At 39.3% G+C, this 18,071-nt stretch carries 15 protein-coding genes; 9 read left to right on the top strand and 6 right to left on the bottom strand.

The features are described from left to right. Positions 1-67 precede the first annotated feature (67 nt). From ANA7108_RS0122705 to kdpA (ANA7108_RS0122720), 5 genes are all read right to left on the bottom strand, one after another. Entirely contained in the window at positions 68-1,189 is a 1,122-nt protein-coding gene (locus tag ANA7108_RS0122705) for a sensor protein KdpD (protein WP_016953128.1), read from the bottom strand. An 18-nt stretch (positions 1,190-1,207) separates the two neighbouring features. Then, positions 1,208-1,816 carry a K(+)-transporting ATPase subunit C gene (gene kdpC / locus ANA7108_RS0122710; protein WP_016953129.1) on the bottom strand — a complete coding sequence of 203 codons (609 nt, stop codon included), beginning with the start codon at positions 1,814-1,816 and terminating at the stop codon, positions 1,208-1,210. Positions 1,817-1,990: 174 nt separating this feature from the next. Then, positions 1,991-2,212, bottom strand: coding sequence for a K(+)-transporting ATPase subunit F (gene kdpF / locus ANA7108_RS31445; RefSeq protein ID WP_084776963.1), 222 nt, complete (start codon positions 2,210-2,212; stop codon positions 1,991-1,993). A 26-nt stretch (positions 2,213-2,238) separates the two neighbouring features. Beyond that, entirely contained in the window at positions 2,239-4,305 is a 2,067-nt protein-coding gene (kdpB, locus tag ANA7108_RS0122715; RefSeq protein ID WP_016953130.1) for a potassium-transporting ATPase subunit KdpB, read from the bottom strand. Between the two features lie 73 nt (positions 4,306-4,378). Further along, on the bottom strand, positions 4,379-6,064 hold the full coding sequence (gene kdpA, locus ANA7108_RS0122720) for a potassium-transporting ATPase subunit KdpA (protein ID WP_016953131.1): 1,686 nt from the start codon (positions 6,062-6,064) through the stop codon (positions 4,379-4,381). Positions 6,065-6,374: 310 nt separating this feature from the next. Between kdpA (ANA7108_RS0122720) and ANA7108_RS0122725 the strand changes: the two genes are divergently transcribed. The 9 genes from ANA7108_RS0122725 to ANA7108_RS0122770 all read left to right on the top strand — a co-directional run bounded on the left by ANA7108_RS0122725 (position 6,375) and on the right by ANA7108_RS0122770 (position 17,273). Beyond that, positions 6,375-7,484 (top strand): sensor histidine kinase KdpD, encoded by a 1,110-nt coding sequence (locus ANA7108_RS0122725; protein ID WP_016953132.1) that lies wholly within the window; start codon positions 6,375-6,377, stop codon positions 7,482-7,484. A 9-nt stretch (positions 7,485-7,493) separates the two neighbouring features. After that, entirely contained in the window at positions 7,494-8,165 is a 672-nt protein-coding gene (locus ANA7108_RS0122730; protein ID WP_016953133.1) for a response regulator transcription factor, read from the top strand. Positions 8,166-8,660: 495 nt separating this feature from the next. Continuing rightward, entirely contained in the window at positions 8,661-10,346 is a 1,686-nt protein-coding gene (gene kdpA, locus ANA7108_RS0122735; RefSeq protein ID WP_016953134.1) for a potassium-transporting ATPase subunit KdpA, read from the top strand. Positions 10,347-10,373: 27 nt separating this feature from the next. Further along, the gene (locus ANA7108_RS27825; protein WP_016953135.1) at positions 10,374-10,634 is read left to right on the top strand and encodes a hypothetical protein; all 261 of its coding nucleotides are present in this window, start codon (positions 10,374-10,376) and stop codon (positions 10,632-10,634) included. Further along, entirely contained in the window at positions 10,631-12,736 is a 2,106-nt protein-coding gene (gene kdpB / locus ANA7108_RS0122750) for a potassium-transporting ATPase subunit KdpB (RefSeq protein WP_016953136.1), read from the top strand. The genes ANA7108_RS27825 and kdpB (ANA7108_RS0122750) overlap by 4 nt, the downstream gene beginning before the upstream one ends. A gap of 153 nt (positions 12,737-12,889) precedes the next feature. Beyond that, positions 12,890-13,492 (top strand): K(+)-transporting ATPase subunit C, encoded by a 603-nt coding sequence (kdpC, locus tag ANA7108_RS0122755; protein WP_026104396.1) that lies wholly within the window; start codon positions 12,890-12,892, stop codon positions 13,490-13,492. Between the two features lie 152 nt (positions 13,493-13,644). Further along, on the top strand, positions 13,645-14,820 hold the full coding sequence (locus ANA7108_RS0122760; protein WP_026104397.1) for an anhydro-N-acetylmuramic acid kinase: 1,176 nt from the start codon (positions 13,645-13,647) through the stop codon (positions 14,818-14,820). Positions 14,821-14,911: 91 nt separating this feature from the next. Next, positions 14,912-15,358: a hypothetical protein gene (locus tag ANA7108_RS0122765; RefSeq protein WP_026104398.1), complete on the top strand. Its 447-nt coding sequence runs from the start codon at positions 14,912-14,914 to the stop codon at positions 15,356-15,358. A gap of 316 nt (positions 15,359-15,674) precedes the next feature. After that, positions 15,675-17,273 (top strand): serine/threonine-protein kinase, encoded by a 1,599-nt coding sequence (locus tag ANA7108_RS0122770; protein WP_016953140.1) that lies wholly within the window; start codon positions 15,675-15,677, stop codon positions 17,271-17,273. Between the two features lie 462 nt (positions 17,274-17,735). Here the strand turns inward: ANA7108_RS0122770 and ANA7108_RS0122775 are convergent, their stop codons facing one another. Further along, positions 17,736-17,933 carry an NblA/ycf18 family protein gene (locus ANA7108_RS0122775; RefSeq protein ID WP_016953141.1) on the bottom strand — a complete coding sequence of 66 codons (198 nt, stop codon included), beginning with the start codon at positions 17,931-17,933 and terminating at the stop codon, positions 17,736-17,738. Positions 17,934-18,071: the final 138 nt, after the last annotated feature.

Below are 18,071 nucleotides of genomic sequence, written 5' to 3' on the forward strand. Positions count from 1 at the left end.
TTCTTGAAGAAGTCGGGGATCTATTTCCTGGACTGGAAATTTTTTAATTTTTAATTTTTAATTGTTATTACTTGTCAGTAGCGATAATGTGCAAATCTATTTTTTTATCTCTAATTAAATCCATTAATCTCTGCGTAAAAGAGCCTTTAATAAATCTTTTCCAGCGGGGTTGATGGCTTTCACCAATGACTATTTGCGTAATGTGATGAGTAGCAGCAACCTGAGCAATTTCTTGAGCAACATTGCTACTTTTAACGTGCAGAAATTCACCACCAAATTCTCTACAAAGTCTCTCACAAGTATCAATATACAAACTTTCTTTCTTAGTCAGAAACCTTTCAGGATCGGCAATGAATACCGTATAAAGCCGAGCATTCATATAATTAGCAAGTCGCGCCCCACGGCGTAATAATTGGAGAGAATTGGGATAAGTAGACACACATACTAAAACTCGTTCATGGATATTACAACTTTGCTTATTAGCAGTCGAAGTATTTCCTTCTTCCTCAACAGTATCCGCTACTTCTCTTAAAGCTAGTTCCCGCAAAGCAATCAAATTACGACGCTGAAAAAAGTTTTGTAAAGATTGCTCAATTTTATCAGCAGCATAGATTTTGCCTTCACGCAGACGCTCTTCTAAAGTTTCTGGAGTAACATCAATAACAACTACCTCATCAGCTTCATCTAGCAGACGATCTGGAATGCGTTCCCGCACCACAACACCAGTAATTCTTGCCACTAAATCATTCAAACTTTCCAAATGTTGAATGTTAACAGTAGAGTAAACATCAATACCTGCTGCTAAAATTATTTCTACATCTTGATAGCGTTTTTCTCTAATTGAACCTGGTATATTTGTATGAGCTAATTCATCAATCAAAACCAGTTGGGGAGAGCGTTTTAAAATTGCCTCCGCGTCCATTTCTTGCAGGTTAATATTTTGTTGAATACTAGCTTTCCTGGGAATTATTTCTAATCCTGTGGCTTTGAGAGCAGTGTCTTTACGTCCATGAGTTTCTAAAATGCCTATAACAACATCAATCCCCTCTTGTTTAAGTTGATGTGCTTCTTCCAGCATTTTATAAGTTTTACCCACACCGGGAGCCATCCCAATGAATATTTTATGCTTTCCGCGTCGAGCAGGACGGATATAAGAACTGTCAAGAGAAGAAATAGAGGGATTAAACATACATTAAGTTCTTACTGATTACTTCATTTTATCCAATGATAGATTCAGCTTTAAAACATTCACCCCCGGTTCACCAAATATCCCCAAAAAGCGACCATCAGTGTGTTGAGAAATTAAAGTTTCTAATTGCTTTGGTTGAATTCCTCGTGCTTTTGCTACCCGTGCAATTTGTACTTTTGCACCTTCAGGGGTAATGTGAGGATCAAGACTAGAACCAGAAGTGTAAACTAAATCAGCAGTAGGTTGAACACCCGCTTTTTTAAGTCTATTGATTTCACCTTCATTACCATTAATACGTTCTAGCAATGCTGGATTACTAGGAGCTAAATTACTAGCACCAGATACACCAGTTTTCAAAATATCAGCTTCATCCTTTTTTGTATTAACCGTACTGTAATTAGTCGTGCTGGGACGACCCCAAAAATACTTTTCACTCGTAAAAGATTGACCAATTAAAGCTGAACCAATAATCACACCTTGAGAGTTTTTAATTAAACTACCATTCGCTTGACCAGAAAAAGCAACTTGTCCTAAAACTAACATAAGTAACGGATAAATAAAAGCCGTTATCACCCACAAAACCAAAGTCGAACGAATCGCCTTACTAACTTGATGTTTCTGACTCATATTAAAAGCTCCCTAATTTAAAAATCACAACAAAAAATTCTCTCTGCGCCTCTGCGTCTATGCGTGATAAAAAACTTATTAAAATCTCTCCTAACCCAGATCCCCGACTTCTTTTTTTATCTTGTCAATAAATTATGAATCGATCTCAGAAGTCGGGGATCTTATTAGTCCTCATTAAAACCTCTCCGGCTGAAAAATTACAACAAACAAATAAACACAAAGACACAGAGTAACAAGCCCCAACAAAGTAATCGTATAAGCCGAAAACCGCGATTCTGATCCTGGTGTTACTGCTTGGACTGCTGGTGCTAATAATACGTTAAAGCAAAGTAGTAAAAACAGACCGAGAGGAACACGATTTCGTTTATAGTTGATGATTTCTGATAGTTGGTTCATAATTTAAGAAAGTGAAGGAGTTTTGATTAGGCTAGTCCTACAGATGCAATGAAAACGTCAATAATTTTGATAGCAATAAAAGGAGCAATCACGCCACCTAATCCGTAAATAAAGATGTTTCTTTGCAAAAGTTGGTCAGCAGTGAGAGGACGAAATTTCACACCGGTTAATGCTAAAGGAATCAGAGCCGGAATAATCAAAGCATTGTAAATCAGTGCTGATAAAACAGCAGATTGGGTACTTACTAAACCCATAATATTTAAACCACTCACACCAATACCAGGGAAAATTGCGGGAATAATTGCAAAGTATTTGGCGACATCATTAGCAATTGAAAAAGTTGTCAAAGCACCACGAGTAATTAGTAATTGTTTACCAATAGTGACGATATCAATTAATTTGGTCGGGTCAGAATCCAAGTCCACCATATTTGCAGCTTCTTTCGCTGCTTGTGTACCAGAATTCATTGCTACCCCCACATTTGCTTGAGCTAAAGCCGGAGCATCATTAGTTCCATCTCCAGTCATAGCCACCAATTTTCCTTGAGATTGTTCACTGCGAATTACTTCAATTTTATCCTCTGGAGTTGCTTCAGCAATAAAATCATCTACACCAGCTTCTTGAGCTATGACCGCAGCCGTAAGACGATTATCACCTGTCAGCATTACAGTTTTTATTCCCATACGTCGCATTTGATCAAATCGTTCTTTAATCCCCGGTTTAATAATATCTTTGAGATAAATTACACCATAAATATCACCATCTTGACACACTGCTAATGGTGTTCCGCCTAATTTAGAAACTCGCTCATAAGCTGCATCTAATTCTGGTGTTAATTGTCCATTTCGAGAACGGACAAATCCCTTAATTGCATCTACAGCACCTTTGCGAATTTCTACACCATTTGGTAAATCAATTCCACTCATGCGAGTTTTTGCTGAAAATTCAATACCTTCTGCATTTTGGGGATTAAAATCTAACTTTGCTCCTAAAGCTTCTGCTAATTTAACAATTGATTTTCCTTCGGGAGTTTCATCAAAAATACTTGATGCCAAAGAAATTTGAGCAACTTCATCCAGAGCATGACCTTTGACTGGAATAAATTCCTCCGCCATGCGATTTCCTAAAGTAATTGTTCCCGTTTTATCTAAAACCAAAGTATTAATATCTCCACAGGCTTCTACAGCCCTTCCAGATGTAGCTATGACATTAAATTGAGCAACCCTATCCATACCTGCAATCCCAATTGCACTTAATAAACCACCAATTGTTGTGGGAATTAACGCCACTAATAAGGCAATTAATACCGCAATACTTACAGGTGATTTAACATAAACTGACACTGTAGGTAGAGTAGCAATTACCACTAAAAAAACTTGAGTTAGCACTGCCAAAAGTACAGTTAAAGCAATTTCATTGGGGGTTTTAGTACGAGAAGCCCCTTCAACTAAAGCAATCATTCTGTCAATAAAACCTTGACCTGGATCTGATGTCACCCTAATTGTTAATTCATCAGAATTAATGCGAGTTCCTCCAGTTACAGAACTAGCAATATCAGTTCCTGGCTGTTTCAATACTGGTGCAGATTCTCCAGTAATAGCAGATTCATCTACAGCAGCCACCCCAGCAATTACTTCTCCGTCTGCGGGAATAACATCACCAGCAATAACTTTAATTTGGTCACCACGACGCAAAGTAGTAGAATTAACTTCTTGAATAGAACCGTCAGGGAGAAGTTTTCGGGCTGTGACATCTGATTTTGTCGCTCTTAAAGAATCAGCTTGAGCTTTTCCTCTACCTTCAGCAACAGCTTCGGCAAAATTGGCAAAAACAAGAGTAAAAAACAAAATAATCGTAATTAAACCATTAAAAAGTCGTGGGTTATTACCAGGAGTAACACCAAAAAGATTCGGTTCAATAGTTACTAAAGCCGTAATAATTGTCCCCACCCACACCAAAAACATCACAGGATTTTTCAGCATATTGCGTGGGTCTAATTTGACAAACGCTTGCTTAAATGCACGAGAATAAATTCCAGTAGTTTTAACTTTGGGAGTATGTTTACGTTCTTGTCGAGTTTTTGTAGTTTTCATGGAAATTTAGTTATTTTTTAACGCAGAGGGGCGCGGAGGTTAGCGCGGAGGTACGCTGAGGTTTTGGTTTTTGTTAACTTCCTTTTGCAATCAAAAACCATTCAGCAATGGGACCTAAAACTAATACAGGAAAGAAGGTTAACGCCCCAAGAATTAAAATTACTCCACCTGTAACTCCGGTAAATAAACGAGTATCAGTTCTGAGGGTACCGGCAGTCATGGGAACTGGTTGTTTTCTAGAAATACCATCTGCTAGTAACAATAAAGCGATGATAGGAATGTAACGACCGGCTAAAATGCTGACACTGGCACTGAGATTCCACCACAAGGTATTATCTCCCAAACCTTCAAAACCAGAACCATTATTAGCAGCAGCGGAAGCATATTCATAAACTACTTGAGAAACGCCATGAAATCCTGGGTTACTAATACCTGAAAGAGTATCGGGAAAGGCAAAAACTATCGCCCAAGGAATTAAAACTGCGAAAGGATGAACTAATAAAACTACGCTGGAAAGAACTATTTCTTGTTTCTCAATTTTTCGTCCTAAAAATTCTGGTGTTCTTCCTACCATCAAACCAGTGAGAAATACTGCCAAAATCAAGTAGATAAATAAATATGCCGTGCCGGTTCCTTGTCCTCCCCAAATAATTTGTAAAAATAGATTTGAGAGTGTAGAAAATCCTCCAGGAGGCATTAAAGAATCGTGCATTCCGTTGACAGCGCCACACATTGTTGCTGTTGTCATCACTGCCCAAAGTGCTGTTTGCGCCCAACCAAATCTGACTTCTTTTCCTTCTAAATTGGGTTGCTGTGATCCTAATAAAGAATTAACAAGAGGATTGCCTTGATATTCACCAATTGCTGTTATTACTACCAAAAAAAGAAAGATGATAAATACCATCCAAAATACTAGCCAAGCTTGTTTGAGATTATTAGCAAATACCCCGTAGGTGTAAATAAAGGCTGAAGGGATAGAAATCATTGCCCAAGTTGCTAATAAATTGGAAAAACCGTTGGGATTTTCAAAGGGGTGGGCTGAGTTAATACCAAAAAAACCGCCACCATTTTCACCTATTTGTTTGATTATCTCATAATGGGCAACTGGTCCGCGTGCGATCGCTTGAGTAGCACCTTCTAATGTTGTCGCTGTTGCCACTCCTGCAAGGGTTTCCGGTACACCAGCCATGATTAATAATAATCCCCCGACAACGGACATAGGTAGTAAAATTCGGGTAATTGCTTTAGTTAAATCACCGTAAAAGTTGCCTAATCCTCTCCCCGTTAAACCACGAATAAAGGCAATACCCACTGCTAAACCTGTCGCGGCTGAAGTAAACATTAAAAAACCTAAAGCAAAGGTTTGACTGGCATAACTGTATGTTGTTTCTCCAGAATAATGTTGTTGATCTGTGTTAGTTAAAAAAGAGAGAGTGGTGTGTAATGCCAAATCCCAACTTGGCGCTTTTAACTCTGTAGGATTTAGTGGTAAAAATCCTTGAGTCATCAATATCAAAAATACCAAAATCGCCATAGCAAGATTACTATAAATCACAGCTTTTGCATATTGCCAACCTGTCATCTCATCTTCTGGACGAACTCCACTTAATAAGAAAATTATTTTTTCTAAAGGATTTAACACAGAGTCGAGCAGTGTTCTTTCTCCTAGAAAAACGCGAGCGATATATCTCCCTAATAAAGGAGTAGTGGCAATGACAAGAATTAATGTCAATGCAATTTGCATCCAACCTTGTAACATGAATTATAAAAACTCCTAGCAGTATCAGTAAAATTCAGTAAAACCAATTTTTGAATTATTCAGCCATATCGTAGTCTGGATGAATTTATATCATTGATGATTTTCGGAATAAAAACAAGGAATACAATGATATAAAAACTGTTTATTTTTTATATTTATCTATCTACCTAAAGATATATATCAGTGTTTAGTAAAGTTTAGGGAAAATCTAAACGCTAGTAAACAAGATACCCGAATTCTTTAATAAGTCGAGGATCTAAACTTTGATAATTGCTATAGTTATATAAGTTGAGAAAAGGTAACTTAGTAAATGGTATATTTTAAAAATAAATTAATAAACAATAACTTACGCGTTGGTAAAATATTACTGATTGTGACTATATTTATCTTTCTAGGAGTTTTAGAATATTCCACCCCAAATGATTATGTTTTTGGATATCTCTACAGTGGAGCAATTTTATTAGTTAATTCTTGGTTTGGGGGAATAGCAACAACAAGCGCAACATTTGTTGCTGTTTTTCTAACCATGTTAAATGTGTGGATACCCGTAAGGGAAGTCATTCAGGCTTCTACTATTGCGAGTCGAGTAATTGCAGCAACAGCATTAATAGTCACAGGATTTTTAAGTCAACGATTGCGAAAATCTCAAAAAGCCATTGCACTTACTCAAACTCAACTAGAAGCCCAATCCCAATTAGTGAGGCTGCGAGAAGATTTTGCCTCCACACTTACCCATGATTTAAAAACTCCACTTTTAGGTGCAATTGAAACTATTAAAGCCTTTCAACAAGAAAAATTTGGTGCAGTTTTACCAAGCCAACAGAAAGTTTTGGCAACAATGGCGCGGAGTCATGAAACTTCTTTAGATTTATTAGAAACTTTGTTAGATGTTTATCGCAATGATACTGAAGGCTTAAAACTGGATTTAGCTCCTGTGGATTTAAGTATTTTAGCAGAAACGGCAGCGGCTACTTTGATTGAATTAGCGGCAAATCGTCGCATACATCTATCCTTAAACTATGGTAACTCCGATTGGAAGCGATCGCTTTGGGTTAACGGCGATGCTTTGCAACTGCAACGAGTTTTTAGCAATCTCCTCATCAATGCTATCAACCATTCTCGACGCGGTGATCATGTCGAAGTTGTCTTAGAACCCCAAGCTTCCTATCAAGTAGTGAAAATTTTAGATACGGGTGCAGGGATTCAACCCGAACAGTTTCCCTACTTATTTGAACGATTTTACCAAGGAAATAGCGATAGCGGCGGGCTTTCCCAACGCCAAGCTAAAGGTTCTGGATTAGGGCTTTACTTATCTCGGCAAATTATTGAAGCCCATAACGGTATAATATGGGCAGAAAACAGAGTTCCCAATGGTGCCATTTTTGGTTTCAAGCTCCCTGTTTTGCCATTTCAGTCTTAAATACATTAGATGTCTTCTACCAAAATAAAAATCCTTCTAGTTGAGGATGATGAACTTTTCCGTTTGGGCTTGCGTGTGCGATTGCAGCAGGAAACTGGTTTGGAGATTATCGCCGAAGCAGAAGATGGTGAAATGGCCATTGAGTTAGTAAACCAGCATTCTCTCGATGTCGTTCTTTTAGATGTAGGATTACCAGGAATCGGGGGAATTGAAGCCTGTCACCAAATTAAACAAAAATATCCTAATTTGCCAGTTTTAGTCCTCACTTCCCATGCTGAAAAATCCCTAATTGCGCGGTTAATTGCAGCGGGCGCTCAAGGCTATTGTCTCAAAGGAATTGTCGCTGAAAAATTGGTTTTAGCTCTCCGTTCTGTAGCTGCTGGAGCATCTTGGTGGGATGAAACTGCAACTAAAGAAATTCGTTCTTCTTTTGCATTTGATTCATCTCATATCCGTTCAGAAAATATTTTAAAAGCCTCCAATCCTCTTACTCACCGAGAAGAAGAAATTCTCACACTTCTAGCCGCCGGCAAAACCAATCATCAAATAGCTGAAACTCTTTACATTACAGATGGAACTGTCAGGGTTCATGTTCATGCAATATTGCATAAGTTGGGAGTCGGTGATCGTCAAAGTGCTGTTGTTGTCGCTTTACAAAAACATTTAATTAATCCCTTATAACTGAAATAGTCTTTAATTAAAAATTACGAATTACGACCTGTGGTACTAGACTTTACAGCTTTAATCTGGCAATATGTCCTGGCATAACTAATTATATTCACCAAAACTCGAAAATATAGAATATAATCATCAGCTAATCTTAGTTATGTTTGGCATGAGATATTTTAAAGGGTGTAATCTTATACTAGAAACCAGTAATAGTGTAAAAAAGTTATCATTGGTTTCTATATCTTGAGAGGCAGGAGAGATAATGTGTTGTATAAATATAGGAATCCTATAGATAATGCTAACTAGCGAAAAAAATGAATAAGAGTAAGATAGAAATATTTTTAACATCAACTTCAACAAACATCTAGAAAATAGTAAATTCAGATTTACTCTCTTGAGGTGATCAGAGCAATCACTCAATTCTTAACAATCAAATTTACGAGTAATTCATCTGTTATCTCTAAGTATTGACAGGCTAGAACTTCAGTTTAATTGAGTACAAACTAAATGGGACAAGGTTTTTTACAAATTGCGTTAACGCTGTGTATCGTCATATTCATTACTCCCAAATTGGGAAAATACATAGCCAGTGTATTTTTAGGAGAAAGCACAATACTTGATCCTATTATCAACCCAATCGAGAAAATTCTCTATATACTAGGGGGTGTCCGCAAAAAAGATGAGATGACTGTTTGGCAGTATATTCGGGCAGTAATATGCACCAATTTCATCATGGGAATTTCTGTATATTTACTAATTTCTTTTCAAAGACTTTTACCCTGGAATCCTAACGGCTTTGGGGCGATGAAATGGGATACGTTACTGCACACGACTATTTCTTTTCTAACTAATACTGACCAGCAACATTACGTAGGAGAAACAAGCTTAAGCTATTTTAGCCAAACTGCTGCTTTAGGCTTTTTAATGTTCACTTCAGCAGCCACAGGTTTAGCGGTAGGAATTGCTTTTATTCGCGGGTTGACAGGGAGAAAGTTAGGGAATTTTTATGTGGATCTCACTCGTGCAATTACGCGCATCTTACTACCTCTTTCCATTATGGGTGCGATCGCACTTATTATCTTAGGTGTACCGCAAACATTAAAAGAAACTCTAGTTCTCCAAACCTTAGAGGGAGGAACTCAGTATATACCTAGAGGTCCAGTTGCTTCCTTTGAAATCATCAAAATGTTAGGTGACAACGGCGGCGGTTTTTTTGGTGCTAACTCCGCCCACCCCTTTGAAAATCCTAATGGCGCTTCTAATTTAATAGAAATTATCGCCATGATTTCTATCCCCACATCCTTAATTTACACCTACGGCGTATTCGCCAATAACCTCAAACAAGCTTGGTTACTATTTTGGATGGTATTTATTATCTTTGTAATTCTGATTTGGGTGACTGCCGTTGGTGAACTGCAAGGAAATCCCATCATTAACAAAAACCTGGGAGTAGAACTACCAAACTTAGAAGGGAAAGAACTGCGATTTGGCTGGGCAGAAACTGCATTATGGGCAGTTACAACTACTGCTACCATGTGCGGTGCTGTTAACGGGATGCACGATTCCCTCATGCCTCAAGGCATATTTTCTACTTTATTCAACTTATTTCTCCAAATTATTTGGGGAGGACAGGGAATAGGCACAGCTTACTTATTCATTTACCTAATTCTTACCATGTTTATCACTGGGTTAATGGTAGGACGCACCCCAGAATTTTTCGGGCGCAAAATAGAAAAACGGGAAATATTCCTTGCTAGTGTAGTGCTGCTAATTCACCCTGTCATAGTTTTGATTCCCAGTGCGATCGCTCTAGCCTATCCTATCTCCCTAGCAGGAATCAGCAACCCAGGCTTTCATGGTATTTCTCAAGTGGTTTATGAATACGCCTCAGCCTCAGCAAATAATGGTTCTGGCTTGGAGGGGTTAAAAGATAACAGTCTCTGGTGGAACTTAAGTACCAGTTTTAGCATTTTAGTAGGGCGTTACATTCCCATTATTGCCATCCTCCTCTTGGCTGATAGTATGTCCCGCAAACCGAAACAACCAGAAACCCGTGCTACCCTCAGAACTGATTCTCTCCTATTTACAACTGTCACCGCCGGCGTAACCATCATTTTAGGAGTACTGACTTTCTTCCCAGTTTTAGCTTTAGGGCCTATAGCCGAAGGTTTTAAATTAGCCTCTGGAAGTTAGGCGACACGGAGATGGGGAGACGCGGAGATGGGGAGACGCGGAGACGCGGAGACACAGGGACGCGGAGATGGGGAGACACAGGGACGCGGAGATGGGGAGACACAGGGACGCGGAGATGGGGAGACACAGGGACGCGGAGATGGGGAGACACGGAGACACGGAGACACAGGGACGCGGAGACACGGAGACAGGAAAAAACTTAATCACCAATCACCAATCACCAATCACCAATCACCAATCACCAATCACCAATCACCAATCACCAATCACCAATCACCAAATATATGAATTCAGCTGCAACTACTCCAAAACCTAAATCTTCCCGTCCTCGTCCTAGCGATCGCCGTCAAAAACGCCAAAAAAAACGGGTAAGTACCCAGGGACTATACACTAGAGCAATTAGGGATACGTTTGTTAAGCTGCATCCCCAATATGTGATCAAAAATCCTGTCATGTTTCTGGTTTGGGTGGGAACCATCATCACCCTAGCCGCAACGATATATCCCCCAATATTTGGGACAGTTAACCAGAAAAACCCGGAACTTTTCAACGGCTTGATCACAGTGATTTTGTTCTTCACCATTGTGTTTGCCAATTTTGCCGAAGCTTTAGCTGAAGGACGAGGTAAAGCCCAAGCAGATGCCTTACGATCCACAAAATCAGAAACCATCGCCAAAAAAATCGTCGTCGATGGCACAATCACAGAAGTCTCATCTAGCAGCCTTAAAAAAGGTGATACTGTCTACGTCGTAGCAGGTGATATCATCCCCGCTGATGGTGAAGTGATTTTGGGTGTTGCTTCCGTCGATGAATCAGCCATTACTGGGGAATCGGCACCAGTTCTCAAGGAATCAGGTTCAGATGTTGCCAGTTCTGTTACTGGTGGTACTCGCATCATCTCCGATGAATTAATTATCCGCATTACCGCTGACCCCGGTAAAGGCTTTATTGACCGGATGATTGCCTTAGTCGAAGGTACAGAACGCCGCAAAACACCTAATGAAATAGCCTTGACGGTACTGCTGGCAGTTCTCAGCCTGATATTTTTATGTGTGGTCGCAACAATACCTGCCTTCGCTTATTATGTGAACAGTCCAGTCAGCGTACCCACACTCATTGCCCTTTTAGTCGCCCTGATTCCCACCACCATTGGCGGCTTACTCAGCGCCATTGGCATCGCAGGTATGGATCGCGTCGCTCAATTTAACGTCATTGCTACTTCAGGAAGGGCAGTTGAAGCTTGTGGGGATGTCAGTACTATTCTACTAGATAAGACGGGTACAATCACACTTGGAAACCGCTTGGCAGAAGCTTTTATTCCTATCAGCGGTCATACAATGGACGAAATTGCCAATATCGTCTTAGCAGCTACTATATTCGACGATACTCCAGAAGGTAAATCTATCATCCGACTAGCAGAAAGGTTAGGCGCAAAGTTTGACCTAGACCGAAAAAAATCACAAGGAGTAGAATTTTCCGCCAAAACTCGCATGAGTGGCACTAATTTACCAGGTGGGAGGGAAGTAAGAAAAGGCTCAGTTGCTGCAATTAAAGGGTTTGTCACTTCCCGCAATGGCCGCGCCACCCTAGAACTGGATACTGCTTACGAACAAGTTTCCCAGCAAGGAGGTACACCACTCGCCGTTTGCCTAGATAATGAAATTTACGGTGTAATTTATCTCAAAGATATTGTCAAGCCTGGAATCCGTGAACGGTTTGACCAAGTGCGGCGAATGGGAGTGCGTACCGTAATGCTCACTGGAGACAACCACATTACTGCTGCTGTCATTGCTAAAGAGGCTGGAGTAGATCAATTCATCGCTGAAGCCACACCAGAAGACAAAATCAGCATCATTCAAAGAGAGCAAGCTGAGGGTAAACTAGTAGCAATGACGGGAGACGGGACTAATGATGCTCCCGCTTTAGCACAAGCTAATGTTGGCATGGCTATGAATACAGGTACTCAAGCCGCCAAAGAAGCAGCAAATATGGTGGATTTGGACTCTGACCCCACAAAATTGATTGATATCATTGGCATTGGTAAACAATTGTTGATTACTCGTGGGGCTTTGACGACATTTTCTATCGCTAATGATATTGCTAAATATTTTGCCATCATCCCAGTAATTTTTGCGGCTGCTAATCTAGAAAGCTTGAATATTATGAAGTTAACCAGTGCTAATTCGGCAGTACTATCGGCACTGATTTATAACGCTTTAATTATTCCGGCTTTGATTCCTTTAGCATTAAAGGGCGTTAAGTTCCGACCTCTGACAACTAATCAATTTCTGCAACGCAATATCTTGATTTATGGATTAGGTGGTGTGATTGCTCCATTTATTGCTATTAAATTCTTGGATATCCTCATTACATTGGTAGGGTTAGCCTAAATACAGCAGGAATTGAAGAAAAGACAGGGAGACACGGAGATGCAGAGATACGGAGATGCAGAGATACGGGGACACGGGGACGCGTATAACCTTTAAAATAGGGATTCAGAACCCACAATCTAAAATCTAAAATCTAAAATCTAAAATTGAATTATGATATTTATTCAAGAAGCTATCCGAGCCATAAGGATGACTCTGTTGCTTTGGTTGTTGACAGCAATTATCTATCCTCTAGCAATCCTGGAAATGGGTCAGTTTGCTTTCCCATTTTCCGCTAATGGTAGCATCATGTTAAACATTAATAATGAACCAATTGGTTCGGCTGTGATTGGTCAAATTTTTACATCAGAACGATATTTTCATGGTCGTCCTAGTGCAGTGAGATATAGTCAAGGGAAGAAAGCCAAGCCAACAGGTATATCTGGCGCTAGTAATCTCGCTCCTAGTAATCCAGACCTCACTAATAGGATTCGGGACGAAGCAAGTCAATTCCAAGATGACAATATACAACCGCTGGCAGATTTAATTTACACGTCTGGTTCTGGTTTAGACCCTCATATTTCTTTGAAAGCAGCGCGACAGCAATTAGCAAGAGTTGCACGGGCAAGAAGCATCAAAGATGATGAGATCATACCTTTAATTAATAAGTATACCGATGGCAGGTTTTTAGGAATATTTGGTGAACCGGGAGTCAATATTCTCCGGTTAAATTATGCTCTTGATTTACAAGATGTAACCCGTAAGCAAAATCAATAATTAGTTTCAAGTAGGACTTGCTGAATAAACCTGAATCCTTACATTCTTATGAATAATTTTCTTAGTAAAATCTCAGTAAGATATTACAGGTTTTGACATCGGCACAAGTATGAATTAAACTACTATTGCAATTAAAATAAAAATCTCTGCCAATGCACCCGACTCGCGTTATCGGCTTAATGAGTGGCACATCTGTAGATGGCATCGATGCCGCTTTGGTAGAGATTTGTGGCACAGATTTGGATTTAAAAGTTCAATTACTAGCCGGGGAAACCTATCCCTACCCCAACCAAATCAGAGAACGTATTTTAGCAATTTGTGCTGGTGATCCAATTTCAATGGCAGAATTAGCAGAAATAGATGATGCGATCGCTCTAGCTTTTTCCCAAGCCGCCCAAAATATTCAAATTGGTCATCCACCAGCTACCTTAATCGGCTCCCACGGTCAAACAGTTTACCATCGACCACCACGGATAAATGGTGAGAAAACTTCTCTCCCTCTGTCTTTGGGCTATAGCTTACAACTGGGTCGAGGTGCTTTAATTTCCCGCCTTACAGGTATTACTACTGTTAGTAATTTTCGGGTGGCTGATATTGCGGCTGGTGGTCATGGTGCGCCTCTTGTTCCTAGAGTCGATGCCTATTTGCTCAGTCATCCACAGGAAGGGCGTTGTATTCAAAATATTGGTGGGATTGGTAATGTTGCTTACATACCCCCTCGACGTGACAACTGGCTCTCTCGAATTCTTGGTTGGGATACAGGCCCTGGAAATAGTTTGTTGGATTTAGCTGTACAATATTTTTCAGATGGTGCTAAAAGTTATGATGAAAATGGGACTTGGGCTGCTAGTGGTACTCCCTACCATCCACTGGTAGAAAAATGGCTTAGTCAAGATTATTTTCATTTATCACCACCTAAATCTACCGGGCGGGAGTTATTTGGTGTTACTTACTTGAATAATTGTTTACAAGATGCCCAAGTTTACCACCTCAGCCCCGCAGATGTGTTAGCAACAATCACAGAACTGACAGCAGCTTCGATTGTTCACAGTTATCGTACCTTTTTACCAGAAATGCCACAAAGGGTATTATTATGTGGTGGTGGTAGTCGAAATCTTTACTTAAAACATCGGTTAGAGTTATTATTGGCACCAATTCCAGTTTTAACTACAGATGATGTCGGCTTAAGTGCAGCTTTTAAGGAAGCGATCGCCTTCGCAGTGTTAGCATATTGGCGACAGCTAGGTATTCCTGGAAACTTACCCGCTGCAACTGGAGGGGAAAAAGAAGTGCTGTTAGGAGAACTTCACAGTAATATTACTGAATGAAGAATATTTTTTGTTGATTTTTCCTGAGATACACTATGTTAAATATATAGCTTTATTTTTACGTATTGGTTCAAAACAAGGACTATATTCAGTGACTCACACTTTTTTATTAGAACCAGGACGCTGGATCATGCAAGGAAGTTGGTTGGAACGTAATGGTATGCCAATCAGCTTTAAGGGTATGACTTTAGTAGTTTGGAACCGTGAGAACTGGTTTTCTATGGCAACAAAGTTGGTATTTCCAGGCAGCGATCGCTCAGAAATATCTTGCCAATATAAAGGAAGACTGCATGATGGTGATCGTCAATATACTTTTTTACTCCAGCACAATCTTTTAGGACAGGTTGAAGGTGAAGGTTGGATTTGTCCAGATACCATCGTACAGCGTTACTGGGTATTGGGCGATCGTGAACGTCGTAGCGGTTTTGAAACTTTACACCAGGTTTCAGATAATAACTACTATCTCACTAGCGGTATCCTAGCAGGTCATTTTTTAACCAGTACAATGGAAGCAAGCTTAGAGCGTCAACCTACATAACAAACAGGGTACTTTTAACAGGAAAGAAGAGAAAAAAGACATGAATATGTGTACTGACTTTTTTGATTAAAAAGCACAGGCTGAATCAACAAAAATCAAATAAGAGTTCTATATTTAGATACTTATTTTCTATGTAATCATTTAATAGATTCACAACTATTAGCCATGTTAAAAATTGTATATCTGAATATACTTAAAAAATTGGATGATTTCGTTAACACTCTACTAGTTTTTTACCCAAAAAAAGAAAAATGCAAAAATTAGACCTCTATCATAATTTAATCCACGATTGTTGAACATTGGAGTCGAATTATCTATGTCAGACCCCAACATTGGTCGTTTACTTAGCAACCGTTATCAGCTTCAAGAGCTAATTGGCACTGGAGCAATGGGACGAGTGTATCGTGCTAAGGATATTTTGTTGGGAGGTGTACCCGTTGCCATTAAGTTTCTCGCTTTATCCATGCAAAACGAAAAAATGCGTTTGCAAGAACGTTTTGAGCGAGAAGCAAAAACCTGTGCTTTACTAGGTCAAAAAAGCATTCATATTGTCCGTGTAATGGACTATGGAGTAGATGAAAATCAAACTCCATACTACGTAATGGAATACTTGCAAGGACAAAGCCTCAGTACTGAAATCCGCAGCCAAAATATGCCTTTATCTAGATTCCTCAGTATGGCTCGGCAAATTTGTCTAGGCTTACAGTGCGCTCACAATGGTATCCCCGTCGATGGAGTAATTTGCCCAATTATTCATCGTGATATTAAGCCCAGCAATATGCTGGTGATTCAAGATGCCAGTTTTGGGGAATTAGTCAAGGTGTTAGACTTTGGAATTGCTAAGTTAATCATGTCGGATAGTGATCAGACGAAATTCTATTTGGGTACTCTGGCTTATTCTTCTCCAGAACAAATTGAGGGTAAGGAATTAGATAATCGTTCGGATATTTATAGTTTGGGTGTGATGATGTTTGAAATGCTCACAGCTAAAATGCCACTGATGGCATCAACTCAGACGTTTGGAGCATGGTATCAAACTCATCTGTTTCAAAAACCACTATCATTTGCTGAAGTTAAGCCGACATTAAAAATACCAAAGCCAGTTGAAGATTTGGTGATGAGTTGTTTAGCCAAGAAAGCCAGCGATCGCCCTCAAAGTATTAATCATATCCTCGCTGTCTTAGTAGCCGCAGAACAGGAGGAGAAGATCCGTAAAAAGAATAGTCAAAATATTCCTTTAGTCAATCAAAGTTTCACAACTCATACCAATATTGAAAAACAGACAAAACCTGAAAAGCGCCTAGCCCCAGCAATTGACAAAAAAAACCAAACTGAACTAGGTTTATCCCCCATCAGCGATGAGATTGCTCGTCTCGCTTCTTGGCCTTCAAATAAACCAATCGCTGATATTTTTTTTCCCCAAACTATCCATAACCATGGCGAAGCTTTACCAGCCTTGTGGGTAATGCTACCTGAACAAGAAATTCGCAAGCGCTTAGTCTGTACCCGCTACAATCAATTTCTGTTCATTTCTCTACCTCATCCCATGCTGTTGTGGATTACAGTCATCTATAACCGCAAACATGGAGCTAAATGGTTACCTTACTACATTAATCTCAAAACCACCTTTGGCCAGGAGATCGTCCGCTTACTGCAATATAAAGGTAATTATCGCTTGTTATTCTTTGCACGAGAAACACCCAGTCGCTGTACTCATGTTCTATCTTCCAATATTGCCTCTATTCAATGTCAGCGACTGCAAGAGTGGCTGCAAATGAGCAAGATATCGACATTATCTGGGGACTCACAATACAGTAAGGAACTACTGAAAAAAGAATATGAAAAGATTAAACCGCTAATCTTAGCCAAATTAGAAGCAATGGATACTGATTCACCATTTGACTTGTCTGGTTAACTTTAATTTTTTTATATTACAAAAAATATATGTATTTTTATAGCAGTCAATCCTCAAAAGTAAACTTTTATAAACAAAATATCTTTAAGTTAAGAAATTATAGTTAGATAAATTTGGAAGTGAAAAATTTTCAATGTCTAATTTAAGTATAAATAAACAATTTTATACAGACACTGAATTAATTAAAGTCCATAAAAATTTATTTAGCCAAGTAACATACATTATGGCTACGCTCGATAGGGCAATTCAATGTAAAGACTAATGATTAACTTGATAGACCTACAGTATAAAAGACTCTTAAAGGTTTGATTGAGGTACAGGTTAATTTACTGATACAAGTTTTTGAATTTAAGAAAGTTGCGATCGCTGATCGAAGTTGACGCCCCAGCATCACCAGCTTTTTTCCTCCTTGGAACCTAGCAAGAGAAGGAGGTCGCCCACTGCGACACAAGAAGATTTACTCTATGCCATAGTGGAGCCTGGATCTAGTCCCCACTGATGCTTGAGAAGTTCTTTATAGGTTGCCTCCCGCACAACCATTTGCTCATACAGCTTAACTAAAAAGTCTTGGGCTTGTTCGTGGCTCATGTGCTGTACTTGAGTAGCAAATGAGCGGATATTAAATTGCTGTTCTAAGGAAAGCTCAACTGGTTGATTCATAGTTAAAACCAAAAAACAACGCGTAAAAGTGATATTGCTTACATAAAAGCCAAGAGGACAATACTTAAATCGGTATATGCCCTACATCTATTTTTCTGTATTAAGAACTATAACAATTGTTTGACAAAATGCCTAGTT

The organism is Anabaena sp. PCC 7108, assembly GCF_000332135.1.
GTDB lineage: Bacteria > Cyanobacteriota > Cyanobacteriia > Cyanobacteriales > Nostocaceae > Anabaena.